Raw genomic sequence first — 25,208 nt, forward strand, 5'->3', positions numbered from 1 at the left:
AAGGACAATGCTTGAGCAAGTCATTCTGTTTACAATTTTAATGGGTTTTTTAATCAGTGTTCTGCTCTCTCCGATTCTTATTCCGTTTTTAAGAAGATTAAAATTCGGCCAGAGTATTAGAGAAGAAGGACCGAAATCACACCAGAAAAAATCAGGGACACCGACAATGGGCGGGGTCATGATCATACTGTCTATCATTGTGACAACAATAGTGATGACGCAGAAGTTTTCAGAAATAAGTCCGGAAATGTTCCTGCTGCTGTTTGTCACGATCGGTTACGGTTTACTCGGCTTTTTGGATGATTACATCAAAGTCGTAATGAAACGAAATCTCGGTCTGACGTCAAAGCAAAAACTGATCGGACAAATTATCATTGCAATTGTGTTTTATGCGGTGTATCATTACTACAATTTTGCGACGGATATCCGCATTCCGGGGACTGATCTGTCATTTGATCTTGGCTGGGCTTACTTTATCCTTGTACTATTTATGCTTGTCGGTGGATCAAACGCCGTCAACCTGACTGACGGTCTTGACGGTCTATTATCAGGTACGGCAGCCATTGCTTTTGGCGCCTTTGCCATTCTGGCATGGAATCAATCCCAATATGATGTTGCTATTTTCTCAGTTGCGGTTGTCGGAGCGGTGCTGGGCTTCCTAGTCTTCAATGCGCATCCAGCCAAAGTGTTTATGGGAGATACAGGATCACTTGCATTGGGAGGAGCAATCGTCACCATTGCCATTTTAACGAAATTAGAAATCCTGCTGGTTATTATCGGCGGTGTATTCGTCATTGAGACATTATCCGTTATTCTGCAGGTCATCAGCTTTAAAACGACAGGTAAACGAATCTTTAAAATGAGTCCGCTTCACCACCATTATGAGCTTGTCGGGTGGTCTGAATGGAGAGTTGTTGTAACATTTTGGACTGCGGGACTTTTGCTTGCCGTATTAGGAATTTACATCGAGGTGTGGTTATAAGTGGAAAACGATCTATTTTTGCAAAATCAGCATTTTTTAGTCCTTGGACTCGCCAAAAGCGGGTTTGCGGCGGCTTCTATTCTTCATGAAAAAGGTGTCTATGTTACAGTCAACGACCAAAAGCCTTTTGATGAGAACGAACCAGCCCAGAAACTTTCTGAAAAAGGGGTCGAAGTTGTCTGCGGAGAGCACCCTGTTTCTCTGTTCGATCAGCATCAGATTACTGTACTGATCAAAAACCCGGGTATTCCATATGAAAATATTATGGTTCAGGAAGCAGAAAAAAGAGGCATCCCGATATGGACGGAAATTGAGCTTGCCTACCATCTGACGAATGCCAAATTTATTGGGATCACTGGGTCGAATGGAAAAACGACAACGACAACGCTGATTTATGAAATGCTGAAGGCAGACTCTCAAAAGGCGCTGATCGCCGGAAACATCGGTACAGTCGCAAGTGAGGTTGCCTATCACGCTGATGGAGATGAATGGATCGTAACGGAACTTTCGTCATTTCAGCTGATGGGAACGCACGACTTCAGGCCTGAAATCAGCCTGATTTTAAACGTGTTTGATGCCCATCTGGATTATCATCATACGAGAGAAAACTATGAAAAAGCGAAACAAAAAGTGTATCTGCATCAGAAAGCTTCAGATAAAGCAATTGTCAACCAGGATGATGAAACAGTCGTGCGCCTGGCTGAGGCCGGAAAAGCCGGAATTGTTCCTTTTTCAGTAAGCAAACAGCTTGAACACGGCGCTTATGTAAAAGAGGGCATGATTATGTACAACGGCGAAGCTATTCTTCCTTTGGAAGAGGTTGTGCTGCCAGGTGCGCATAATCTGGAGAACATTTTAGCCGCGATTGCGGCAGTGAAAACGGCTGGAGCGTCCAACGAAGCAATCAAAACAGTGCTGACAAGCTTTACCGGCGTAAAGCACCGTCTCCAGTATGTCACAACAGTGAAGAACCGTAAGTTTTATAATGACAGCAAAGCAACAAACGTTTTGGCGACAAGCAAAGCGCTTTCGGCTTTTGAAAAACCTGTCATCCTGCTTGCAGGCGGACTGGATCGCGGAAATGGCTTTGACGACTTAAAACCTTACATGAAGCATGTCAAAGCGGTGCTTACATTCGGACAGACAGCGCCGAAACTCGAAAAGCTCGGAAATGATCTGGGAATACAACATGTCAAACGTGTCGATAATGTTGAACAAGCAGTATCTGCGGCGTTTGCGCTCTCAAATGAAGGAGATGTCATTCTGCTTTCACCTGCGTGTGCGAGCTGGGATCAATTCAAAACATTTGAAGAACGCGGTGACATGTTTATAGACGCCGTGCATATGCTTAAGTAAGGGCTTGTCTTGAAATCGGCAGCCCTAATGACTTTAAGCTTGGGGTGTCGATTGCTTTGACTACTAAAAAAACATCGCCTGATTTGTTATTGGTCATCATTACGTTATTATTATTAACAATTGGATTAATTATGGTGTACAGTGCGAGTGCGGTATGGGCGGATTATAAATTTGACGACTCATTCTTTTTCGCGAAACGGCAGCTACTGTTTGCGGGCATCGGCGTTATTGCCATGTTCTTTATTATGAATGTTGATTATTGGACATGGCGGACATGGTCCAAGTTGCTGATGGTTATCTGTTTTTTCTTGCTGGTGCTTGTTTTAATACCAGGCGTAGGCATGGTGCGGAACGGCTCTAGAAGCTGGATCGGTGTCGGCGCATTCAGCATACAGCCTTCAGAGTTTATGAAGCTTGCGATGATAGCATTCCTTGCTAAATTTCTCTCTGAAAAGCAAAAAAACATTACATCGTTCAGACGGGGATTTGTCCCGGCGCTCGGCATCGTGTTTTCCGCATTTTTGATTATTATGTGCCAGCCTGACCTCGGTACGGGAACGGTAATGGTCGGTACTTGTATTGTCATGATTTTTGTAGCCGGTGCGCGAATTGCCCATTTCGTCTTTCTCGGGCTGATCGGCCTGAGCGGATTTGTTGGGCTCGTACTGTCGGCTCCATATCGGATTAAACGGATTACCTCTTACTTGAATCCGTGGGAAGATCCGCTCGGCAGCGGCTTTCAAATTATTCAATCGCTGTATGCGGTAGGGCCTGGCGGATTGTTCGGAATGGGGCTCGGCCAAAGCAGACAGAAATTCTTTTATCTGCCTGAGCCGCAAACGGACTTTATTTTCGCCATCTTGTCAGAGGAGCTTGGGTTTATCGGCGGATCTCTTATTTTGCTTCTGTTCAGCGTGCTGCTGTGGAGAGGAATCAGGATCGCGCTCGGTGCACCAGATCTATATGGCAGCTTTGTCGCTGTAGGGATTATTTCAATGATCGCGATCCAAGTAATGATCAATATCGGTGTTGTGACGGGCCTTATTCCGGTAACTGGCATCACGCTGCCGTTTCTAAGCTACGGAGGTTCATCATTGACGCTGATGCTGATGGCTGTCGGTGTGCTGCTAAACGTGAGCCGGTACTCGAGGTATTAATGAAATTTCATTCGTGAAGCGATCCTATGAAACAGGAAGCTGGGAAACAATTGATGCGATAACCCTGTCCATAAAAACAGGGTTATCGTTATGTTATAGAGACTGAGACTGGGGGAAGAGATATGCGAATTGCAATAAGCGGAGGCGGCACAGGGGGACACATCTATCCAGCACTTGCCTTTATCAAAGAGGTGCAGCGCCGCCATCCTGATGTAGAATTTTTATATATCGGAACAGAAAACGGATTAGAGAAAAAAATTGTAGAACGGGAAAATATACCGTTTCGTTCCATTGAAATTACAGGTTTTAAAAGAAAGCTTTCATTTGAAAACGTAAAAACGGTCATGCGTTTCCTAAAAGGCGTTAAAAAAAGCAAGTCGTATTTAGCGGAATTTAAGCCGGATGCCGTGATTGGAACGGGCGGTTATGTGTGCGGGCCGGTTGTATACGCGGCTGCAAAAATGGGGATTCCGACTATCGTTCATGAACAAAACAGCCTGCCGGGCATCACCAATAAGTTTCTTTCAAAATATGTTGATAAAGTAGCAATATGTTTTGAGGAAGCAAAATCACATTTTCCAAGTGAGAAAGTTGTATTTACGGGAAACCCGAGAGCCTCTGAGGTCGTCTCAATAAAGACGGGCCGCTCGATGGCAGAATTCGGGCTCTCTGAAGAGAAAAAAACCGTATTAATCTTCGGCGGAAGCAGAGGCGCCGCACCGATTAACCGTGCGGTCATTGATATGCAGGATGCGCTGAAATCAAGAGCGTATCAAGTACTGTATATTACGGGCGAGGTTCACTATGAGAAAGTAATGACTGAGCTGAAAAACAAGGGTGCAGCTGACAATATGGTCACAAAACCGTTTCTTCATCAGATGCCAGAGTATTTAAAGGCGATTGATGTGATTGTAGCAAGAGCGGGTGCGACGACCATTGCGGAAATTACGGCACTCGGAATCCCAAGTGTGCTGATTCCAAGTCCGTACGTAACAGCGAATCACCAGGAGGTCAATGCGAGATCTCTCGGTCAGCATGATGCGGCGATTGTTTTGAAAGAAACAGAACTCAGCGGGGAAAAGCTGATTGAAGCGCTTGACCGGATTGTGCTCGATGAACAAACATTAAAGGATATGAGCGAACGGACAAAGTCACTAGGTGTTCCTGATGCGGCTGCCCGTTTATACAGCGTACTCGAAGATTTGAAAAAATAATAGAAAAGCAAATGGAATGCGGAGGTTTACGATGGAGAAAGTGATACAAGAATTAAAAGAACGCGAAGTCGGCAAGGTGCTTGCAAATGAACCGCTCGCAAATCATACAACAATGAAAATCGGCGGTCCTGCGGATGTATTGGTCATTCCAAGCAGTGTAGATGCTGTCAAGGACATCATGGATGTTGTGAAAAAATATGAAGTAAAGTGGACAGTCATTGGCCGCGGATCAAACCTTCTTGTATTAGATGAAGGGATCAGAGGTGTGGTGATCAAGCTGGGCGCGGGTCTTGACCACCTGGAGCTTGACGGGGAACAAGTCACTGTCGGTGGCGGTTATTCAGTTGTGCGTCTTGCTACATCGATGAGCAAAAAAGGCTTGTCGGGATTAGAATTCGCTGCCGGAATTCCGGGATCCGTCGGAGGGGCTGTCTATATGAATGCAGGCGCTCACGGGTCTGATATGAGTAAGATCCTTGTCAAAGCGCATATTTTGTTTGAAGACGGCACAATCGAGTGGCTGACAAATGAGGAGATGGAATTCACCTACAGAACGTCCGTATTGCAAAAGAAACGCCCTGGTGTTTGTCTTGAAGCCGTTCTCCAGCTTGAACAGAAGGATAAAGAATCAATCGTTCAGCAAATGCAAAGCAATAAAGACTACAGAAAGAATACACAGCCGTATTCAAGCCCTTGTGCAGGAAGTATATTCAGAAACCCGCTTCCGAACCATGCCGGCAATCTAGTGGAAAAAGCGGGCTTAAAAGGATATCAAATCGGCGGTGCGAAGATATCGGAGATGCACGGAAACTTCATCGTCAATGCGGGCGGAGCATCAGCAAAAGATGTGCTTGATCTCATTGATCATGTGAAAAAGACAATCCGTGAAAAATACGAGATTGATATGCACACAGAGGTTGAAATCATCGGTGAAAATCGCTGATTCAAGTTCTGAACTGAAGCTGTTCATATGATATACTGTAAGCAAACGACAAACGGCATCATAGTATGCCGTTTGTTTTGGAATAGGCAGACTTTTAAGGCTGTTTCAGTTGAATGAGGTGAACAGGCAATGAATCCGGGTCATGACCGAGAAAAAATCGTAAATATTGAAGAGCGGATCCCTAAAATTAAAGAGCAGAGAAAACAGAAGGCAAACCGAAGGCTTATTTCATTTATTATGCTCTTTTTTATGATGGTGCTGATCATCGTGTATTTGCAGACACCGATTAGTAAAATTTCATCAATCTCTGTTACCGGTAATGAGAATGTTTCCAAAAAGGAGATAATTGATCTTTCCGATATCAAAAGCGGAGATACTGAATTTTGGAGTCTGGATAAGAAAAAAACAGCAAAAAAGATTCAGGAAAATAAATTAGTGAAAAAAGCAGAAATCAGCAAATCCCTTCCTAATAAAATTAACATTGCGATCGAAGAATATAAAGCGATTGCCTATTTAGAAAAAGACAATGTGTATTACGAAATCCTTGAAAACGGTTCAGTTTTGCCAAACGAAGTAACGCCGGATGATGCGGGACCCATTTTGGTGAATTGGACAGACGCTAAAAAACGTGTTCAAATGGCCAAGCAGCTCGATGCTTTGTCAAATTCTTTAAAACAGTCGATTTCAGAAGTGTATTATACTCCTGTCAAAATGGATCAAAACCGTATTAAATTATATATGAACGACGGGTATGTCGTTACTGCTTCCATCAAAACCTTTGCAGACCGAATGAAAACGTATCCTTCTATTATCTCACAGCTCAACGGCAGTAAAAAAGGGATTATTCATTTAGAAGTTGCTACCTATTTTGAAGAGTTTGGAAAAAGCGATTCGTCTGCCAAAAAGGAAGATGAAAATTGAGGGGCAAATCAGCCGTCCTTCTTTCTTTGATTATGCTAATCGCAGGTTTTTTAATTTCTTTTTCCTTTCAGACGACAAGAGAAAACCACAAAAGCATGACAGAGACGGAAGATTGGAAAAAAGAATATGCCCTGCGGGATGAACTGCTGAAGCAAGAGAAAGAAAACAAGGACCTTGAAAAAGAACTGTATCAAAAGCAGAACAAAGTCCGTCAGACTGAAAATAAGCTGAAAAACGAAAAAACAGAATACTATAACGTTCTGGAAGATGTAGAAAAGTACAGAATGTATATTGGGGAAGTCGGTGTACAAGGAGAGGGCGTTCAAGTGACTTTGGAAGATGCTTCTTACATACCGGAAGGAGAGAACGTGAACAGCTACATCGTTCACGAAAGCCATCTCTTTCAAGTCATAAATGAACTGTATATATCTGGTGCGGCAGCCGTCTCCATCAACGGCCAGCGGCTGACCCATAATTCCTACATCAAGTGCAACGGGCCGGTCGTAACGGTTGACGGGGTGCAGCACCCCGCCCCATTTGTCGTTTCTGCCATTGGAGATCCCGATGTCCTGCTTCCTTCGTTAAATATAGCAGGAGGCCTGATCGATCAGCTTTCTATGGATCATATTTCTGTTACCGCAGAAAAAAAGAAAAATGTACAAATGGAGCCCATTCTGAAAACGAAGGAATGACTGGAAAAGCGGGTGAAGTGATTGAAAATAAAGCGTTCCTTCATTAGCATTAGCGTGCTTATGGTCATATTCGGCCTTATGATATCTGTTCAATTTAATTCTTTAAAGCATCCCCAAGTCCGAGATACAAGAGATATGTGGGATATTAGAGAAGAGCTTACATCAGAGCAGAAGAAGCAGGAAGAGCTGCTGGCTGAAATTAATAAGTATGATAAATTGCTGAATACCTATACGCAAAACAAAGAATTGACAAAAGAAACAGCGCTCAATAATACATTACAAACCTTAAAAAAAACAGCCGGCATGACCGATATTACAGGTAGCGGAATTGTCATCACCCTTTCTCCGCTTTTTTCTGAAAGCGTAACTGGAGAGGCGATCAAAAATCCACCGCCGGATTTACTAAAGAAGCTGATTAATGAACTCAACTCTTATGGTGCTGAGCATATCTCAATAAATGAGCGAAGAGTTGTGAATTCTTCAGTGATACGGGACATAAACGGCACAACAAAAATAGACGGATACAGCCTAGATGATTATCCTTTAACAGTAAAAGTGCTTGCTGAAGATCCGGACAAGCTGTACAGCAGGGTAAAGGGGTCCGATCTAGAGGATATCTTTGCTTCTGAAAATGTAGCGTTAAAAGCAGGTAAATCTGACAGCAGCCTCACATTAAAAGCTTATGACAGAGCAGTGGACGTACAACAGCTAAAACCGCTTAAAGACTAAAAGGGAGGAGAATTGTCATGTGGCTGCCCGTGCTTGGACTCGTGCTCGGAATAACGATCGGACTGATGACAAACTTAACAATACCGAGTGAATACTCAAATTATTTATCACTTGCTGTGCTTGCTGCACTTGATACTCTAATCGGCGGAATCAGGGCGCATTTACAAGGTACATATGATGAAATGGTATTTGTTTCCGGTTTCTTTTTTAATATTATATTGGCAATAAGTTTAGCTTTTCTGGGAGTTCATCTTGGTGTAGACTTGTATTTAGCAGGTATATTCGCATTTGGAGTCAGATTATTTCAGAATATAGCCGTTATAAGAAGAAATCTACTAACAAAGTGGACTCTTTCTAAAAAAAATAAAAAAAATGTGATATAAAAGAGGATATACATAGGATATAACGAATATTTTCAATAAACATAAAATGTGAAAAGCACATAAGAATATTCCGTTGTTATTTTTTGTTACACACTTGTAAAGCCACATTCATTGTATTGTTGTTCCGCAAATAATAGAATAGAAATGATCGAAATGTGAGGAGGTGCCATAGAATGAACAACAATGAACTTTACGTCAGTCTTGACATCGGTACGTCCAATACAAAAGTGATCGTCGGAGAAATGACAGATGATTCCCTTAATATTATCGGTGTGGGAAATGTACCGTCTGAAGGGTTGAAAAAAGGCTCAATCGTTGATATAGATGAGACCGTTCATTCTATAAGAAAAGCGTTTGACCAAGCTGAAAGAATGGTAGGTTTTCCGCTTAGAAAAGCTATTGTCGGCGTTAATGGAAATTATATCAATATTCAAGATACAAACGGTGTTGTAGCAGTTTCTAGTGAAAATAAAGAAATTCAAGTAGAAGATGTCCGCCGCGTCATGGAAGCGGCCCAGGTTGTTTCAATACCGCATGAACAGCTGATAGTCGACGTCATTCCTAAACAATTTATCGTTGATGGAAGAGATGAAATTACCGACCCGAAAAAAATGCTTGGTGTGCGTTTAGAAGTAGAGGGCACACTGATCACCGGTTCAAAAACAATATTACATAACTTGCTTCGCTGCGTTGAAAGAGCCGGTGTTGAAATAACTGATATTTGTCTACAGCCGCTGGCAGCCGGTTCTGCTGCTTTGTCAAAGGATGAGAAAAATCTCGGTGTGGCTCTCATTGATATAGGCGGAGGGTCAACCACCATTGCCGTATTCCAGAACGGACACCTGACTTCTACCCGTGTCATTCCTCTCGGAGGCGAAAATATCACCAAAGATATCTCCATCGGATTGAGAACGTCCACAGAAGAAGCGGAACGTGTGAAAAAACAATTTGGACATGCCTACTATAACGAGGCTTCAGAAGATGAAGTATTTGAGGTAACCGTTATAGGCACCAATCAAAAACAAACATTTACACAGCAGGAAGCAGCGAATATCATTGAAGCAAGAGTCGAAGAAATCCTTGAGATTGCTTCAGAAGAACTTCGCAATATGGGAATTAGCGATCTGCCGGGAGGCTTCGTGCTGACAGGGGGACAAGCAGCGATGCCTGGTGTCATGTCACTGGCGCAGGATGTGCTGCAAAACAATGTCAGAGTGGCGAGCCCGAATTATATCGGTGTAAGAGATCCTCAGTATATGACGGGAGTTGGCATGATTCAATTTGCCTGCCGGAATGCTAGAATTCAAGGCAGAAAAATTGGCTTCAAGATGCCTGAAGAAGCGATACAGGAAATTGCAGTCTCATCAGCAGAGGAAGAAGAGCATCATCACCAAAATGAGATGCAGCAACGGCCAAAAGGAAAACAAAAAACACAAGCCGAACATAACAAACAGAGCAAAATGAAAAAACTATTAAGCATGTTTTGGGAATAGATAGATAGTCATTCGGCAGATTAGGAGGATTTAGCATGTTGGAGTTCGAAACAAACATAGACGGCTTAGCATCAATTAAAGTAATCGGAGTAGGAGGCGGCGGTAACAACGCGGTCAACCGAATGATTGAGAATGAAGTGCAAGGAGTAGAGTACATCGCGGTAAATACGGACGCTCAAGCTCTTAACCTGTCAAAAGCGGAAGTGAAAATGCAAATCGGCGCAAAGCTGACTAGAGGATTGGGAGCAGGTGCGAATCCGGAAGTCGGTAAAAAAGCCGCAGAGGAAAGCAAGGAGCAGATTGAAGAAGCGCTAAAAGGCGCTGACATGGTATTCGTAACAGCTGGTATGGGAGGCGGAACAGGAACAGGTGCCGCACCGGTTATTGCGCAAATCGCAAAAGATTTAGGAGCATTAACAGTCGGGGTCGTTACAAGACCGTTTACGTTCGAAGGCCGTAAGAGACAGCTGCAGGCGGCGGGCGGAATTTCTGCAATGAAAGAAGCGGTGGACACACTGATTGTGATTCCGAACGACCGTATTTTGGAAATTGTTGATAAAAACACGCCGATGCTTGAAGCATTCCGTGAAGCTGATAACGTACTCCGTCAAGGGGTTCAAGGTATTTCTGACCTGATCGCTACTCCTGGTCTCATTAACTTAGACTTTGCTGATGTGAAAACGATCATGTCTAACAAAGGATCTGCTTTGATGGGTATTGGTATTGCGACTGGGGAAAACCGTGCTGCAGAAGCTGCGAAAAAAGCCATTTCCAGTCCGCTTCTTGAAGCAGCAATTGACGGCGCGCAAGGCGTCTTAATGAACATTACTGGCGGAACAAATCTGAGCCTATATGAAGTTCAGGAAGCAGCAGATATTGTCGCTTCTGCATCTGACCAGGATGTAAACATGATTTTCGGTTCTGTTATTAACGAAAATCTTAAAGACGAGATTGTGGTTACTGTGATCGCCACTGGTTTTATCGAACAGGAGAAAGATGTTACGAAACCCCAGCGTCCATCATTAAACCAGAATATCAAATCACATAATCAGAGTGTTCCAAAACGTGAGCCGAAACGAGAGGAACCGCAGCATCAAAACACAGTCAGCCGCCAAACCTCACAGCCGGCTGACGATACGCTTGATATCCCGACATTTTTAAGAAACCGCAATAAACGCGGCTAATTGAAAGGACAAAATCGTTTTCGATTTTGTCCTTTTTTATTTTTTCCTCAATCATTTCCATCCATCTATCATGTCTTTTGAACTATGTCTTCCTACACAGATCAACAAATCAACCTATTATACCTACCGATATTTCATGACCATCTAATCATTTTCATTTATATGGAAATGGAATGACAGGAAACGACAATATCTGTAATTGAGATTGTCTACAGTTAACATACAGCGAAGTTTTGACAAACAAATTGAACTTTAAAGGAGGGACGACATTTTTTTACAAAGTGGTTTAAAAAAGGGGGATAAAAAATGAGGAAAAAGATGAAAAACAGACTGATCAGTTCTGTTTTGAGTACAGTTGTCGTCAGTTCACTGCTGTTTCCGGGTGCAGCCGTGGCAAGCAGCAAAGGAGCCGCTTCTTCTGTAAAACAGGAGCTTCAATCTTCAGAGACGATTCAAAATAAGATATCCAGCTCATTAAAGAAAAGCTTTAAAAAAGAAGAAAAAACTACCTTTCTGATCAAATTTAAAGATCAAGCTGACACTCAAAAAGCGGCAAAATCAGCTGTCAAAAGAGCGAAATCTAAAAAGATGACCGCTGCTAAAACGGAATATCAAAAGCGTTCCGCCGTTGTGTCTTCGTTAAAAGTGACAGCTGATGAAGCTCAGAAGGACGTCTTGAAATATTTAAACAGCCAGAAAAATAAAGGGAATGCCGATGATATTCATTCCTATTATGTGGTAAATGGAATTGCAGTACATGCTTCAAAAGAGGTCATGGAGAAAGTGGCCCAGTTTCCTGAAGTAGAAAAGGTGCTTCCAAATGAAAAACGGCAGCTTTTTAAGTCATCCGCCTCCCCATTCAATATGAAAAAAGCGCAAAAAGCGATAAAAGCGACTGACGGCGTAGAATGGAATATAAACCAAATAGATGCACCGAAGGCTTGGGAGCTTGGATATGACGGAACGGGTACGGTTGTCGCCTCAATTGATACAGGGGTTGAATGGGAACACCCTGCATTAAAAGAAAAATATCGCGGGTTTAATCCGGAAAGCCCGAATGAGCCTGATAATAACATGAACTGGTTTGATGCTGTAGCGGGCGAGTCAAGTCCTTATGATGATCTTGCTCATGGCACTCACGTAACAGGTACAATGGTTGGTTCTGAGCCTGATGGCACGAATCAAATTGGTGTCGCACCTGGCGCAAAATGGATTGCCGTTAAGGCGTTTTCAGAAGATGGCGGGACAGACGCTGACATTTTGGAGGCCGGTGAATGGATTTTAGCTCCAAAAGACGCAGAGGGCAATCCTCACCCGGAAATGGCTCCGGATGTCGTCAATAATTCTTGGGGCGGGGGCTCCGGCCTTGATGAATGGTACAGGGATATGGTCAATGCCTGGCGGGCGGCCGACATTTTCCCGGAATTCTCTGCGGGAAATGCTGATCTCTTTAACCCGGGAGGACCTGGTTCTATCGCTAATCCTGCCAATTATCCGGAAGCATTTGCGACCGGAGCGACTGATATTAACAAAAAGCTTGGCGATTTTTCACTCCAGGGACCGTCGCCATACGATGAAACAAAGCCGGAAATTTCTGCTCCAGGCGTAAACATCCGGTCTTCAGTTCCTGGCCAGACATATGAAGACGGATGGGATGGCACATCGATGGCAGGACCGCATGTTTCTGCTGTTGCCGCGTTGTTGAAGCAGGCAGACGCCTCACTTTCTGTCGATGAGATGGAGGATATATTGACAAGCACGGCTGAGCCATTAACGGACTCTACATTCCCTGACTCTCCGAATAACGGATACGGTCATGGTTTGGTTAATGCTTTTGACGCTGTATCAGCCGTTACAGACGGTTTAGGAAAAGCAGAAGGGCAAGTTTCTGTCGATGGGGAAGATGAGGAGCTGCCTGTCTATCAGCATGAGAAAGTAAATGAAGCTTATGAAGGTGCCAGCCTTCCGCTTACCTTGACAGCTGAAGACAATGTGAGTGTGACTTCCGTTAAATTGGCCTATAAGCTGGATCAAGGCGAATGGAAAGAGGTCAATGCGAAACGAATCAGCGGAGATCATTTGAAGGGGACGTACCAGGCGGAAATCCCAAGTATAAAGGGGACCGCATTAAGCTATAAGTGGATCATTCAGGATTTTGGCGGCCATGTTGTTGAGTCTGACATATATGATGTAACCGTAAAACCTAGCATCACTACTGGATACAAGCAGGATTTTGAAACAGAACCAGGCGGCTGGCTTTTGAGCGGAACAAACAATAACTGGGAGTGGGGAGTTCCGGAATCAGGACCTCATGCAGCTGCATCAGGAGAAAAAGTATATGGGACAAACCTGACTGGAAATTATGCCAATGGAGCGAATATGAATCTCACTATGCCTCCAATTGATGTGCCGGATTCAGGGAACCTGTTTCTTCAATTCAAGAGCTGGCACAACCTGGAAAGTGATTTTGATTACGGCTACGTTTTTGTTTTACCGGAAGGCGAAACGAATTGGGAGCAGGCTGGGGTCTATAATGGAAAGACTTCAAACTGGATCAACGAAGAAATTAATTTATCCGCATACAAAGGCCAAAACATTCGAGTGATGTTCAACCTTCAGTCTGATGAAAGCATTGCGAAAGAGGGCTGGTACATTGATGATGTTCAGCTTTCAGACAAATCTGCCGGAAAAACAGCTAAAAAGAATAAGCTGGGCGTACAAAAAACGGCAGAAAAGCAAAAGAAAAAAGCGGTTAATCCAAAAAAGGCTAAGCCTTCAACACATACAGTCAAAACAGAACATAGCGCTGATATGCAGCCGCAAGCATTGCCGCTAAGAGCACAGGTCAGTGTGATTGAAACAGGAAAATCAACCTATTCAGATCAATCAACCGGACAGTACAAGCTGACGCATAAAGCAGGAGACTATACGCTTATGGCAGAAGCTTATGGCTATCAATCGAAAACGCAAAAAGTGTCTTTGCAGGCAGATCAGACAACCCAAGCTAATTTTACGTTAGAAGAACTAAAGAAAGGCACATTAAAAGGCACTGTCATCAATAAAACAACAGGAAAGCCTGTAAAAGGGGCTTCCGTCTATGTTATTGAGGATGCCGCGGTTGAACCGGCAACTACAAACGACAAAGGAGAATATACACTTGAGGCCTATGAGGGCTCTTACACCGTTAAAGTAGCTGCGCCGGGCTATTACAGCGATGAATTTTCCGTTGAATTAAAAGGTGATATCACAAAAGAAACTGTGCTAAAGCCTTTCGTCGGTTATCCAGGCGAGATCGGATACGATGACGGAACAGCGGAGAATGCAAATTCCTATTTTGCAGCCGGAAACGGATGGGCGGTGAAAATGTCACTGGCTGACGGCAAGGAAAAAGGCATGCTGACAGGAGGGCTATTCAGATTCTGGGATACGGAGTTCCCTGATCCTGGCGGCACAGAGTTTAAGGTCGAGGTTTACGATGCGACAGGGAAAGATGGAGCACCCGGCAAAAAAATTGCGGGACCATATCAAGCTGAAGCTCTTCGTAATGGCGAATGGACGAAAGTAGATCTCAGCTCGAAGGGGATTATGGTCGGTAAAGACTTTTATCTTGTCTATATCCAGTCAAAACCTGATCCATATTCACCAGGCTTGGCAATGGATGAAACCGGGCAGTACTCAGATCGCAACTGGCAGTATGTTGACGGAACATGGCAAAAAGGGGATAAAGAAGACGGCAACTATATGATTCGTGCATTAGTCGATTATGAAGCTGCCGTACCTGACATTACTTCTCCTGCAGACCAATCATATACCAATAAGGAGAGCGTCACTGTAAAAGGAAAGGCATCTCCCGGGACGACTATAACCCTTTATAATGGTGATAAAGAAGCAGGAGAAACGAAAACTGCCGCAGATGGCACGTTCGAGGCAGGGGTTTCACTCAGCAAAGGGGAAAACAAGCTGACAGCGGCTGCATCAACAGACTCCGGAACGACAGATGCTTCAAGTCCTGTTACGGTCACACTTGATCAAGACAAGCCTGAACTGACGCTCGACAATCCAAAGGATGGCGAGAAAATCAATAAAGAAGCGCTGACTGTTAAAGGCACTGTTTCAGATGACAACTTGAAAGAAGTAAAGGTTAATGGCAAAAAAGCAACAGTCACAGACGGTTCCTACTCCGCCCGTATCCTATTGGAAAACGGAAGCAACGAAGTAAAGGTGACAGCCTCTGACTTAGCAGGCAACAAGACGACGAAAAAAGCAGTCGTCGATGTGAATTTTGACAAGCCAGTTATTAACGGACTAATTCCTGGCGAGGACAAAATCTTAAAAGCCGGTGAATCGGTCAAAATCGCTTTTTCAAGCACGAAAGGGGCAGATGCAACGTTTGTCATTCGTCTTCCGCTCACAAATGCAAGAGCGAATGTACAAAACGCTACCGAGCTGCCGTTAAGGGAAATATCTCCGGGACGATATGAAGGCTATTGGACAGCAACATCTTCTATTAAAGCAAATGGAGCGAAAGTAGAGGTTATCGTTCGAGACAATTACGGCAATGAAACTAGAAAAACAGCGAATGGAAAACTATATATCAATACTGAAAAGTAAGTGTAAAAAAAGCTGCCGCCCTTGGCAGCTTTTTTTCTATATACTCGCATTCATTCCCTCGACAAATTAAGCAGTTATCCCTGAAAAATTGTATGGGCCTCTCAACATTAATTGACAGACTTTCCCACAGAGCTTGCTTTATACTTATGAAACAAGAAGGGGAACAGCGTGATGCAAGAAAGAAAGGGGTCAGGTGTGAAAATCTATTTAGATGTCATTTGGCTGTTAAACTTTTGTTTTGACGCACTGTTGCTTTTACTGACGGCATTTATTTTAAAACGCCATGTGAAAAAAAGAAGATTGATAGGCGGCGCGTTTATCGGTTCAAGTATTGTCCTTTTGATGTTTACTCCTTTCTCGCCGATCGTTGAGAACCCGGCCGGAAAGCTCGCTTTTTCGGTTGTCATTGTACTCGTAACATTCGGTTTTAAGAGGTTTCGTTATTTCTTTCAAAATTTGTTTTCCTTTTATTTTGCTACTTTTCTAATGGGAGGAGGAATAATCGGAGCACACTCATTGCTGCAGTCAAACTCTATTGTCAGTAACGGTGTCATGATCACCAATCAAACCGGATTTGGGGACCCGATCAGCTGGATGTTTATCGTGGCTGGCTTTCCCGCGTTATGGTTTTTTTCCAAGAGAAGAATCGAAGATATTGAAACAAAAAACATTCAATATGAGGAACGAGTCAGGGTACAGGCGGACCTGGGCGGCCAAACACTGCACGCAAGAGGCCTGGTGGATTCAGGCAACCAGCTGTACGACCCGCTCACAAAAACGCCGGTCATGATAATTCACATTGATAAGCTTGAACCGATTTTCGGAGAGGCTGATACGATGATTATTCGAAATGCAGACCCGATGGAAGCGATTGAACAGCTTGATGATTCGTTTCGTTTTTTAGATAAAATGAGGCTGATCCCATACCGGGGAGTAGGCCAGCAGCATCAATTCTTATTATGTATCAAACCGGATCATGTAACGATTATGACAAAAGATGAAATGATTTCCGCGGATAAATGCTTAATTGGCATCAGTACGTCAAAGCTGTCGGCAGATGGAGATTTTGACGCGATTATTCATCCGAAAATGCTGTCAGGAAAAGCCATTAAGCACGTATCCTAATGTTCGCAAATGTCCGTTACTTATCATACTCATAAGGCGTGACATTTAGAAGGGAGAGGAAGATGAAAAAACTTAAATTGCGGTTGACGCACCTCTGGTATAAGCTGCTGATGAAACTGGGCTTGAAAAGCGATGAAGTGTATTACATAGGCGGAAGTGAAGCTTTGCCGCCGCCATTATCAAAAGACGAGGAGCAGGTTCTATTAATGAAGCTCCCAAGCGGTGACCAGGCGGCCCGCGCTATTTTGATCGAACGCAACCTGCGGCTGGTCGTCTATATCGCCCGGAAATTTGAAAACACGGGAATTAATATTGAAGATTTAATCAGCATCGGCACCATTGGATTAATCAAGGCTGTGAATACCTTCAATCCGGAAAAGAAAATCAAACTGGCTACATATGCCTCTCGCTGTATCGAGAATGAAATCCTGATGTATTTAAGGAGAAACAACAAAATCCGTTCAGAAGTATCTTTCGATGAACCGCTTAATATTGATTGGGACGGCAATGAGCTTCTGCTTTCTGATGTGCTGGGCACGGATGATGATATCATTACAAAGGACATTGAAGCAAACGTGGATAAAAAGCTTCTAAAAAAAGCGCTCGAACAGTTAAATGAGAGGGAGAAACAAATCATGGAACTTCGTTTCGGGCTTGTCGGCGAAGAGGAAAAAACCCAAAAGGATGTTGCGGATATGATGGGGATTTCTCAATCCTATATTTCCCGTCTGGAAAAACGAATCATTAAAAGATTGCGAAAAGAATTCAACAAAATGGTGTAAAAAATTTTTGCGGGTTAATCCCTTGATTCTACAAGGATTTCCCAATTATGACTATTTTTCGGTCTGAGTACAGTGCATATTTTTCCCACCCGAGGAGATACTTAACGTTGTACAGCAGCTCCTGTAGGGAGGGAAAAAAGTGTCGAGAAATAAAGTCGAAATCTGCGGGGTGGATACGTCCAAATTACCCGTACTCAAGAATGAAGAGATGAGAAAGCTGTTTAGGCAATTGCAGGACGAAGGTGATGATTCAGCCAGAGAAAAGCTTGTAAACGGGAACTTGCGTCTTGTCTTAAGTGTCATTCAAAGATTTAATAACAGAGGGGAGTATGTTGATGACTTATTTCAAGTCGGCTGCATCGGACTAATGAAATCCATTGATAATTTTGATCTAAGCCACAATGTTAAGTTTTCAACATACGCTGTACCTATGATTATCGGAGAGATCCGCAGGTATTTGCGCGATAATAACCCGATACGAGTCTCGAGATCACTCAGGGATATCGCATATAAGGCACTCCAGGTAAGAGAACGGTTAATCAGTGAGACAAGCAAGGAGCCGACGGCAGAGGATATCGCCAAAGTTCTTGAAGTACCGCACGAAGAAATCGTGTTTGCACTCGACGCCATTCAAGATCCGGTATCTCTTTTTGAACCGATCTACAATGACGGCGGAGATCCGATTTATGTCATGGATCAAATCAGTGATGAACGCAACAAAGATACACAATGGATTGAAGAGCTGGCTTTGAAAGAGGGCATGAGAAGGCTGAACGAGAGGGAAAAAATGATTTTAAGAAAACGGTTCTTCCAAGGAAAAACGCAAATGGAAGTAGCCGAAGAAATCGGGATTTCTCAAGCACAGGTGTCCAGACTGGAAAAGGCAGCAATCAAACAAATGAATAAGAATATTCATCAATAGCATGGACGCGGAAAGCCTTTAAAACAGAAATTGTTTTAAAGGCTTTTCTATTTAGAACGAGCGGTTTACGTTTTCGAAAAAGTAAGGTATCCTAGTCCGTACAAAGTTTTGTGAAAATTAAAACAATTCTTTGATTTGGAAAGAGGAGGACCACAATGATTTTGCAGCTTGACAATGTCTCACTAAGACGGAATGGAAAATGGATACTAAAGGATATTCATTGGAAAGTAGAAGAAAAGGAGAACTGGGTGCTTTACGGATTAAACGGAGCAGGGAAGACCGCGCTGTTAAATATGCTATGCTCTTACTATTTTCCGACAACAGGCGAGATGCAGGTGCTTGGTCATGTATTCGGAAAAACGGAGCTGGGAGATAAACTCAGGCGAAAAATCGGCCTTGTCTCAGCGGGTCTTCAGCAAAAATTGTATCCGGCAGATTCAGCTTTTGAAATTGCTCTGAGCGGGGCATATGCTTCAATTGGCTTGTATGAAACTCCAAGTGCGGATATCAGAGAAAAAGCGATTGCCCTGCTCGAGGACTTAGGAGCCATCGATTATGCTGACCGCCGCTATGAAACTCTTTCTCAAGGAGAGAAACAAAGAGCTTTAATTGCAAGAGCGCTAATGGCTGATCCGGAGCTGCTTATACTGGACGAACCAGTTACAGGACTTGATTTTATTGCCCGGGAAAAACTGTTAGATACGATTACACATATTGCAAGCAGGGAAAATGCGCCGTCTATTCTTTATGTTACGCATCATGCGGAAGAAATTTTGCCGATTTTTGATAAAGCCCTCTTGTTAAAAAAGGGAGAAGTCTTTAGATCAGGACAAATGAAAGACATGCTGACAGACGAATCACTTTCTTCTTTTTTTGATACGCCGATCCGTGTATTATGGAATCAGGATCGTCCGTTTTTAACAAGAGCTGAGACGGTAACAAATGCATAACGACATACGATTCATCCTAGGGGTGCTTTAGAAGCTGAGAGAGACGCTTGTCTCAACCCTTATTGACCTGATCTGGATCATACCAGCGGAGGGAAGCGGTGAAAAAGCGGAGAATGCAGCAGCTTGCACTCTGCTTTCTTTATTAAGCCGTTTCATGAATATGAAACGGCTTTTTTCTATTAAAAATAGGAGCGGATAACATGATTGATCAAGTAGAATCTTTACTAAAAAAAGCGGAAGAACAAAAGGACGAGCTCATTGGGCTTGCGAAAACGCTGATTTCTTTTAAAACACCGGCGCCGCCTGCGAGAAATACAGACAGCATCCAAACATGGATTGCGCAGTTTTTGCGTGAACGGGGATTTTTCATCGACAAATGGGACGTTTATCCTGGAGATCCCAATGTTGTGGGTGTTTTAAAGGGAACAAATACAGCAGCCTATCAAAGTTTAATCATCAATGGGCATGTCGATGTGGCAGAGGTAAGAGAGGACGAGGAATGGGTGCATGAGCCGTTTTGTCCTATTGAGAAAAACGGTTTCTTAATCGGCCGGGGCGCCTCAGATATGAAAGGCGGAATGGCCTGTGTGCTGTTTGCTGTAAAGCTGATTCGTGAAGCAGGCATTGAGCTCCCGGGCGATTTGATTCTGCAATCGGTCATCGGGGAGGAGGTCGGAGAGGCCGGCACGCTTGAATGCTGCAAAAAGGGCTATCACGCAGACTTTGCAGTTGTGGCGGATACGAGCGATATGCATATTCAAGGTCAAGGCGGAGTGATTACAGGCTGGATCGAAATCAAAAGCAGTCAAACGTTTCACGATGGAACAAGACGCAATATGATCCACGCTGGCGGAGGAACATTCGGGGCGAGCGCGATCGAAAAAATGGCAAAAATCATTTCTGGACTCGGTGAGCTTGAGCGCCATTGGGCCATTATGAAACGTTATCCCGGCTTTGCACCCGGTACAAACACAATTAATCCCGCTGTTATAGAAGGAGGCAGACATGCGGCCTTTATAGCGGATGAGTGCCGGCTGTGGATCACAGTCCATTTTTACCCGAATGAAACGCATGAACAAGTGGCAGCGGAAATAGAAGATTACATCAACCGGCTGAGTGATAGTGATATTTGGCTGAGGGAAAACCGTCCTGTCTTTAAATGGGGAGGCTCTTCAATGATTGAGGATAGAGGAGAAATTTTTCCGGCCTTGGAAGTTGATCCGGCTCATCCTGGCGTTTTAGCCCTTACAGCGTCACACGAGGAAATCAAACGCGAACGCCCGGTCGTTGACGTCTCTCAGACCGTAACCGATGGCGGATGGCTTTATAATGCCGGTATCCCAAGCGTGATCTACGGACCTGGCAATTTATATAATGCTCATTCCGTTAATGAGGAGGTATCGATTGAGCAGCTCGTAGATTATACGAAAATCATGCTCACATTCATCCTTAGATGGTGCAGCCGTAAAAAAGAACAATGATCATGAAAATTTCTCCTTGCTGACAAGGTTCAGCCCGCCCGTTCATATACTAGAAAAAAGGACCAAAAAAAGGACGTGATGGGATGATCAGCATTTCAGAATTTCAGGTGAAAGACGTCGTCAATGTCTCTAACGGAAAAAAATTGGGGAGCATCGGAGATATTGATATCAATGTCACTACAGGAAAAATTCAGGCGATTATACTAGGGGGAAATGGAAAAGTTCTCGGTTTTTTTGGAAAGGAAGAGGAAATGGTCATTCCTTGGCGAAATATAGTTAAAATCGGTGAAGATGTCATTTTAGTCCGATTAAGTGAATCCCATGCTTAGCTTTTTTGCCGCTGATTGTCAAATGCCGGAAGTCTGAACTCTTCCGGCACATTTCATTTATGAAATATGCAAATCGGCGCTAAACGAATGCAGAAAGATGTGGTAAAATAAGTGGGAAATTACGCCTTATAAATGTTTGTCGAAAGGTTGGATCATCATGAATACATATCACCCATTCAGTCTCACCACCCCCTCGACACTCATGATACAAGACTGGAAACAAACGAATCAAAATCATGCAGAAATCATTGCCGGATTTACTACGAAAAACGGCGGTGTCAGTCAAAAACCTTTTGAGTCGTTAAATACAGGATTGCACGTTCATGACAAAGATGCAGATGTGGTTAAAAATCGTGAATATATAGCCGATATGTTTAATATTGATTTGCAGTCTTGGGTATTTGCTGACCAGACACACGACAATCGCGTCCAAAAAGTGACGCAGAGGGACAGGGGCAAAGGCGCCCGTGAGTATCAATCAGCTTTTAAAGCAACAGACGGGCTCTATACAAATGATAAAAATGTATTCCTGGCATTATGCTTTGCTGATTGTGTGCCTCTTTTCTTTTTCGATCCGGTGAAATCGCTTGTCGGGGTCGCTCATGCCGGATGGAAAGGCACGGTCAAACAGATTGGCAGAGAAATGGTGAAACAATGGACCGAACAGGAGGGCTCGAAGCTTTCTGATATATACGCTGTTGTCGGACCGTCTATCTGCGGTGCGTGCTATACCGTGGATGATCGTGTGATGAATGCTGTCCGCGCATTGCCGTTTTCAGCAGAGCGTGCCGTAAATCAGACGGGGCAGGGGCAGTATCAGCTTGATCTGAAAGAGCTGAATCGACTCATACTGATTGACAGCGGTTTGGCAAATGAGCAGATTTCTGTCAGCGGTTTATGTACGGAAAGTGAGCCATCACTTTTCTTTTCCCACCGGCGCGATCAGGGGAAAACAGGACGGATGATGTCCTTTATCGGAATGAAGGAGGCATAAAAGATCTTGCGTGTTGTTGATCATTTACGACATATAAACGAACGAATAAACGAAGCATGTAACAGATCGGGCCGCAGCTCCGATGAAGTTACGGTTATTGCAGTCACAAAATATGTCTCGCCAGAAAGAGCACAGGAGGCGGTCGATGCGGGCATCACGTGCCTCGGAGAGAACCGGGACGCCGAGCTGCTTCGCAAACAGGAAATCATAAAAGGAAATGTGGAATGGCATTTTATCGGCAGCCTTCAATCAAGAAAAGTAAAAGCTGTCGTCAATTCTGTTTCCTATATTCACTCTCTGGACCGGCTTTCATTAGCGAAAGAAATTGAAAAACGGGCTGAAGGTGCTGTCCAATGCTTTGTGCAGGTCAATACCTCGCTTGAGCCCTCTAAACACGGCATGAAAAAAGAAGAAGTGATACCCTTCATACAGGAGCTTTCCGGCTTTGATCACATCGTTGTGGCCGGACTGATGACTATGGCTCCTCTGACTGATGACCAAGATCAGATCAGAAGCTGTTTCCGAGCGCTGAGAGAACTTCGTGATCAGGTTCAAGAGCTGAAACAGCCGAACGCTCCATGTACAGAACTGTCGATGGGCATGTCAAATGATTTTGAAATCGCGATTGAAGAAGGGGCTACTTATATTAGAATCGGCTCATCGTTAGTCGGAAATGAAACAGGGGGTGTACAGCAATGAGTATGAAAAATAAACTGAAAAACTTTTTCTCGATGGATGAAGAAGAATACGAATACGAATATATTGAAACTGAGCGGGATTCTCATGAGGAACAGGAACAAAAAGAAAAACCTGCTTATAATGCCGGTAAACCAGCAGCCAAACAGAACGTGGTAAGCTTGCAAAGTGTTCAGAAATCCTCTAAAGTGGTGTTGAGTGAGCCGCGCGTTTATGCGGAGGCGCAGGAAATAGCCGACCATCTGAAGAACAGGCGGGCAGTTGTCGTCAATCTTCAGCGGATACAGCATGACCAGGCGAAACGGATTGTTGACTTCTTAAGCGGAACCGTTTACGCCATTGGCGGCGATATCCAAAGAATTGGTTCAGATATTTTCCTATGCACGCCTGACAACGTAGATGTATCAGGCACAATTTCTGAGCTCATATCTGAAGACGATCAGAGGTGGTAAAGCGAGATGATCCTTTATCAAGTTTTTTCGGTTTTAAGCTTATTAATTACAATATACTCATTTGCCCTGATCATATATATTTTTATGTCATGGGTGCCGAGTACGAGGGAAACAGGAGTCGGACGTTTTTTAGCTTCGATCTGTGAACCATATCTCGAGCCATTCAGAAAAATTATCCCCCCAATTGCAATGCTGGATATTTCACCAATCGTAGCCATTCTCGTGCTGCGGTTTGCGACAACCGGCCTGTGGGGGCTTTATCGCATGATTGCCTTTTAAGGTGACAGTTTGATAGGGGCTTGGCTGCTGCCAAGCCTCTTTACATAGAAGGGAAAGACGATGAGCGATATTTATCAGCACTTCAGAAAAGACGAGCGTGCCTTTATCGATCAGGCACTCGAATGGAAAAGAATTGTCCAGGAGCAGTACCGGATGAAGCTGACCGACTTTTTAGATCCCCGGGAACAGGTCATTCTCGCTGCTGTCACGGGACAGGCAGATGTAGGACTGGCTTTTTGCGGCGGCTATGGCAGAGCGGAGCGAAAACGGGCAATTTTATATCCTGAGTATATCACGCCGGAAGAATCAGATTTTGAGCTTCAGGCGTTTGACGTCCGCTATGCTGAAAAATTTGTGACGGTCGATCACCGGTCTCTTCTTGGTTCATTAATGGGAATCGGCCTGAAGCGGCAAAAGTTTGGAGATTTAGTGTTTTCAGAGACGGCAGTGCAAATCATTGTCTCAGCTGAAACAGCCGATTTTGTTGCAGCTCAGCTTACCCAAGCCGGAAAAGCCGCGGTCAAGCTTGAGAAAATTGACTTGTCAGACCTTAAAATTCCCGCACTAGATGTCGAAATAAGAGATGATACCGTTTCTTCTTTAAGGCTTGACGCAGTCTGCGCCTCTATGAGCAGGCAATCACGCCAGAAATCACAAACGCTGGTGAAAAACGGTCTTGTAAAAGTGAACTGGAAGGTTGTTGAAGATCCTTCTTACCAGGTTGCTGAAGGGGACATGCTCTCTATCAGGGGCTTTGGCCGCTGCAGTCTGACAAAAATCGAAGGGAAAACCAAAAAAGACAAGTGGAGAGTCACGTTTGAACGACAAAAATAGTCGGTTTTTCAGTTTTTTTCTCCATCTGTGTTGAATTTGCTTTATAATGTGAACTAGATAACCGTACTGAAATGTAAAAAATGGAGGTGGCATCATGCCATTAACGCCGAATGATATTCACAATAAGACGTTTACAAAAAGTTTTCGCGGATATGATGAAGACGAGGTAAATGAATTTCTGAGCCAAGTCAGAAAAGATTACGAAATTGTTCTCCGTAAAAAAACAGAGCTTGAAGCGAAAGTGAATGAGCTAGATGAAAGAATCGGGCACTTTGCCAACATTGAAGAAACGCTGAATAAATCGATTCTGGTTGCCCAAGAAGCAGCTGAGGACGTAAAGCGCAATTCTCAAAAGGAAGCAAAGCTGATTGTTCGGGAAGCGGAGAAAAACGCTGACCGCATCATCAATGAGTCTTTATCGAAATCAAGAAAAATCGCAATGGAAATCGAAGAACTGAAAAAACAGTCTAAAGTGTTCAGAACACGTTTCCAAATGCTGATCGAAGCGCAGCTTGATCTTCTGAAAAATGATGATTGGGATCATCTGCTCGAATATGAAGTCGACGCTGTGTTTGAGGAAAAGGAATAAATTCTCTGATTACCTTGACATTTTCTTAGCTTGTCGAATATAATACGTTCATAAATTCAGATGAAAAGACGGTTGAAAGGGACAGTCATGTTTCCATCATGCCTTTATAG

At 43.7% G+C, this 25,208-nt stretch carries 24 protein-coding genes, 1 riboswitch and 1 other annotated feature (1 of these 26 cut by a window edge); all 24 genes read left to right on the plus strand.

The window, feature by feature from the left end; all coding sequences use genetic code 11:
- Positions 1–7 precede the first annotated feature (7 nt).
- The 24 genes from mraY to divIVA all read left to right on the plus strand — a co-directional run bounded on the left by mraY (position 8) and on the right by divIVA (position 25,098).
- On the plus strand, positions 8–982 hold the full coding sequence (gene mraY / locus HC660_RS08285) for a phospho-N-acetylmuramoyl-pentapeptide-transferase (protein WP_168747739.1): 975 nt from the start codon (positions 8–10) through the stop codon (positions 980–982).
- Entirely contained in the window at positions 983–2,338 is a 1,356-nt protein-coding gene (murD, locus tag HC660_RS08290; protein WP_168747740.1) for a UDP-N-acetylmuramoyl-L-alanine--D-glutamate ligase, read from the plus strand. It abuts the gene before it with no gap.
- A 56-nt stretch (positions 2,339–2,394) separates the two neighbouring features.
- Positions 2,395–3,495 (plus strand): stage V sporulation protein E, encoded by a 1,101-nt coding sequence (gene spoVE, locus HC660_RS08295; RefSeq protein WP_003221421.1) that lies wholly within the window; start codon positions 2,395–2,397, stop codon positions 3,493–3,495.
- A 122-nt stretch (positions 3,496–3,617) separates the two neighbouring features.
- Entirely contained in the window at positions 3,618–4,709 is a 1,092-nt protein-coding gene (gene murG, locus HC660_RS08300; RefSeq protein ID WP_168747741.1) for an undecaprenyldiphospho-muramoylpentapeptide beta-N-acetylglucosaminyltransferase, read from the plus strand.
- Between the two features lie 31 nt (positions 4,710–4,740).
- Positions 4,741–5,652, plus strand: a complete 912-nt coding sequence (murB, locus tag HC660_RS08305; RefSeq protein ID WP_168747742.1) for a UDP-N-acetylmuramate dehydrogenase — start codon at positions 4,741–4,743, stop codon at positions 5,650–5,652.
- A gap of 129 nt (positions 5,653–5,781) precedes the next feature.
- Entirely contained in the window at positions 5,782–6,573 is a 792-nt protein-coding gene (locus tag HC660_RS08310; RefSeq protein ID WP_168747744.1) for a cell division protein FtsQ/DivIB, read from the plus strand.
- Positions 6,570–7,265 carry a DUF881 domain-containing protein gene (locus HC660_RS08315; RefSeq protein ID WP_010334162.1) on the plus strand — a complete coding sequence of 232 codons (696 nt, stop codon included), beginning with the start codon at positions 6,570–6,572 and terminating at the stop codon, positions 7,263–7,265. The genes HC660_RS08310 and HC660_RS08315 overlap by 4 nt, the downstream gene beginning before the upstream one ends.
- Before the next feature lie 21 nt (positions 7,266–7,286).
- Positions 7,287–7,994: a DUF881 domain-containing protein gene (locus HC660_RS08320; RefSeq protein WP_010334163.1), complete on the plus strand. Its 708-nt coding sequence runs from the start codon at positions 7,287–7,289 to the stop codon at positions 7,992–7,994.
- A gap of 17 nt (positions 7,995–8,011) precedes the next feature.
- Positions 8,012–8,377: a small basic family protein gene (locus tag HC660_RS08325; protein ID WP_010334164.1), complete on the plus strand. Its 366-nt coding sequence runs from the start codon at positions 8,012–8,014 to the stop codon at positions 8,375–8,377.
- Between the two features lie 173 nt (positions 8,378–8,550).
- Positions 8,551–9,870 (plus strand): cell division protein FtsA, encoded by a 1,320-nt coding sequence (gene ftsA / locus HC660_RS08330; protein WP_010334165.1) that lies wholly within the window; start codon positions 8,551–8,553, stop codon positions 9,868–9,870.
- Positions 9,871–9,905: 35 nt separating this feature from the next.
- Positions 9,906–11,054, plus strand: coding sequence for a cell division protein FtsZ (gene ftsZ / locus HC660_RS08335; protein WP_010334166.1), 1,149 nt, complete (start codon positions 9,906–9,908; stop codon positions 11,052–11,054).
- Between the two features lie 306 nt (positions 11,055–11,360).
- Entirely contained in the window at positions 11,361–15,665 is a 4,305-nt protein-coding gene (locus HC660_RS08340) for a S8 family peptidase (protein WP_168747746.1), read from the plus strand.
- Between the two features lie 195 nt (positions 15,666–15,860).
- Positions 15,861–16,790 carry a sigma-E processing peptidase SpoIIGA gene (spoIIGA, locus tag HC660_RS08345; RefSeq protein WP_168749424.1) on the plus strand — a complete coding sequence of 310 codons (930 nt, stop codon included), beginning with the start codon at positions 15,861–15,863 and terminating at the stop codon, positions 16,788–16,790.
- A gap of 62 nt (positions 16,791–16,852) precedes the next feature.
- Entirely contained in the window at positions 16,853–17,572 is a 720-nt protein-coding gene (gene sigE, locus HC660_RS08350) for an RNA polymerase sporulation sigma factor SigE (RefSeq protein WP_024121327.1), read from the plus strand.
- Between the two features lie 139 nt (positions 17,573–17,711).
- Positions 17,712–18,494, plus strand: a complete 783-nt coding sequence (gene sigG, locus HC660_RS08355) for an RNA polymerase sporulation sigma factor SigG (protein WP_010334169.1) — start codon at positions 17,712–17,714, stop codon at positions 18,492–18,494.
- 155 nt (positions 18,495–18,649) lie between these two features.
- Complete coding sequence (locus HC660_RS08360) at positions 18,650–19,444, plus strand: ABC transporter ATP-binding protein (RefSeq protein WP_168747748.1); 795 nt, start codon at positions 18,650–18,652, stop codon at positions 19,442–19,444.
- Between the two features lie 8 nt (positions 19,445–19,452).
- Positions 19,453–19,555, plus strand: a riboswitch (TPP riboswitch).
- 89 nt (positions 19,556–19,644) lie between these two features.
- Positions 19,645–20,925, plus strand: a complete 1,281-nt coding sequence (locus HC660_RS08365; protein WP_168747750.1) for an acetylornithine deacetylase — start codon at positions 19,645–19,647, stop codon at positions 20,923–20,925.
- A gap of 83 nt (positions 20,926–21,008) precedes the next feature.
- Positions 21,009–21,254, plus strand: coding sequence for a YlmC/YmxH family sporulation protein (locus HC660_RS08370; protein WP_010334173.1), 246 nt, complete (start codon positions 21,009–21,011; stop codon positions 21,252–21,254).
- Positions 21,255–21,411: 157 nt separating this feature from the next.
- Positions 21,412–22,248: a peptidoglycan editing factor PgeF gene (gene pgeF / locus HC660_RS08375; RefSeq protein ID WP_168747752.1), complete on the plus strand. Its 837-nt coding sequence runs from the start codon at positions 21,412–21,414 to the stop codon at positions 22,246–22,248.
- A gap of 6 nt (positions 22,249–22,254) precedes the next feature.
- Positions 22,255–22,947 carry a YggS family pyridoxal phosphate-dependent enzyme gene (locus tag HC660_RS08380; RefSeq protein WP_168747754.1) on the plus strand — a complete coding sequence of 231 codons (693 nt, stop codon included), beginning with the start codon at positions 22,255–22,257 and terminating at the stop codon, positions 22,945–22,947.
- The gene (gene sepF / locus HC660_RS08385; protein WP_024121333.1) at positions 22,944–23,396 is read left to right on the plus strand and encodes a cell division protein SepF; all 453 of its coding nucleotides are present in this window, start codon (positions 22,944–22,946) and stop codon (positions 23,394–23,396) included. The genes HC660_RS08380 and sepF overlap by 4 nt, the downstream gene beginning before the upstream one ends.
- A gap of 6 nt (positions 23,397–23,402) precedes the next feature.
- Positions 23,403–23,675: a YggT family protein gene (locus tag HC660_RS08390; protein ID WP_010334177.1), complete on the plus strand. Its 273-nt coding sequence runs from the start codon at positions 23,403–23,405 to the stop codon at positions 23,673–23,675.
- Between the two features lie 60 nt (positions 23,676–23,735).
- Positions 23,736–24,509: a YlmH family RNA-binding protein gene (locus HC660_RS08395; RefSeq protein ID WP_010334178.1), complete on the plus strand. Its 774-nt coding sequence runs from the start codon at positions 23,736–23,738 to the stop codon at positions 24,507–24,509.
- Between the two features lie 94 nt (positions 24,510–24,603).
- Positions 24,604–25,098, plus strand: a complete 495-nt coding sequence (divIVA, locus tag HC660_RS08400; protein ID WP_010334179.1) for a septum site-determining protein DivIVA — start codon at positions 24,604–24,606, stop codon at positions 25,096–25,098.
- A 62-nt stretch (positions 25,099–25,160) separates the two neighbouring features.
- Positions 25,161–25,208 (plus strand) — a binding site (T-box leader) (it continues 180 nt past the right edge of the window).

It is taken from the genome of Bacillus mojavensis (genome assembly GCF_012648005.1).
Classification (GTDB): Bacteria; Bacillota; Bacilli; order Bacillales; family Bacillaceae; genus Bacillus; species Bacillus mojavensis.

Bases quoted from the DNA above. Each gene is read 5' to 3' on its own strand.
- mraY (WP_168747739.1), top strand. From the start codon at position 8: ATGCTTGAGCAAGTCATTCTGTTTACAATTTTAATGGGTTTTTTAATC.
- murG (WP_168747741.1), top strand. From the start codon at position 3,618: ATGCGAATTGCAATAAGCGGAGGCGGCACAGGGGGACACATCTATCCA.
- murB (WP_168747742.1), top strand. From the start codon at position 4,741: ATGGAGAAAGTGATACAAGAATTAAAAGAACGCGAAGTCGGCAAGGTG.
- HC660_RS08310 (WP_168747744.1), top strand. From the start codon at position 5,782: ATGAATCCGGGTCATGACCGAGAAAAAATCGTAAATATTGAAGAGCGG.
- HC660_RS08325 (WP_010334164.1), top strand. From the start codon at position 8,012: ATGTGGCTGCCCGTGCTTGGACTCGTGCTCGGAATAACGATCGGACTG.
- ftsA (WP_010334165.1), top strand. From the start codon at position 8,551: ATGAACAACAATGAACTTTACGTCAGTCTTGACATCGGTACGTCCAAT.
- ftsZ (WP_010334166.1), top strand. From the start codon at position 9,906: ATGTTGGAGTTCGAAACAAACATAGACGGCTTAGCATCAATTAAAGTA.
- HC660_RS08340 (WP_168747746.1), top strand. From the start codon at position 11,361: ATGAGGAAAAAGATGAAAAACAGACTGATCAGTTCTGTTTTGAGTACA.
- sigE (WP_024121327.1), top strand. From the start codon at position 16,853: ATGAAAAAACTTAAATTGCGGTTGACGCACCTCTGGTATAAGCTGCTG.
- HC660_RS08360 (WP_168747748.1), top strand. From the start codon at position 18,650: ATGATTTTGCAGCTTGACAATGTCTCACTAAGACGGAATGGAAAATGG.
- HC660_RS08365 (WP_168747750.1), top strand. From the start codon at position 19,645: ATGATTGATCAAGTAGAATCTTTACTAAAAAAAGCGGAAGAACAAAAG.
- HC660_RS08370 (WP_010334173.1), top strand. From the start codon at position 21,009: ATGATCAGCATTTCAGAATTTCAGGTGAAAGACGTCGTCAATGTCTCT.
- pgeF (WP_168747752.1), top strand. From the start codon at position 21,412: ATGAATACATATCACCCATTCAGTCTCACCACCCCCTCGACACTCATG.
- sepF (WP_024121333.1), top strand. From the start codon at position 22,944: ATGAGTATGAAAAATAAACTGAAAAACTTTTTCTCGATGGATGAAGAA.
- HC660_RS08390 (WP_010334177.1), top strand. From the start codon at position 23,403: ATGATCCTTTATCAAGTTTTTTCGGTTTTAAGCTTATTAATTACAATA.
- HC660_RS08395 (WP_010334178.1), top strand. From the start codon at position 23,736: ATGAGCGATATTTATCAGCACTTCAGAAAAGACGAGCGTGCCTTTATC.
- divIVA (WP_010334179.1), top strand. From the start codon at position 24,604: ATGCCATTAACGCCGAATGATATTCACAATAAGACGTTTACAAAAAGT.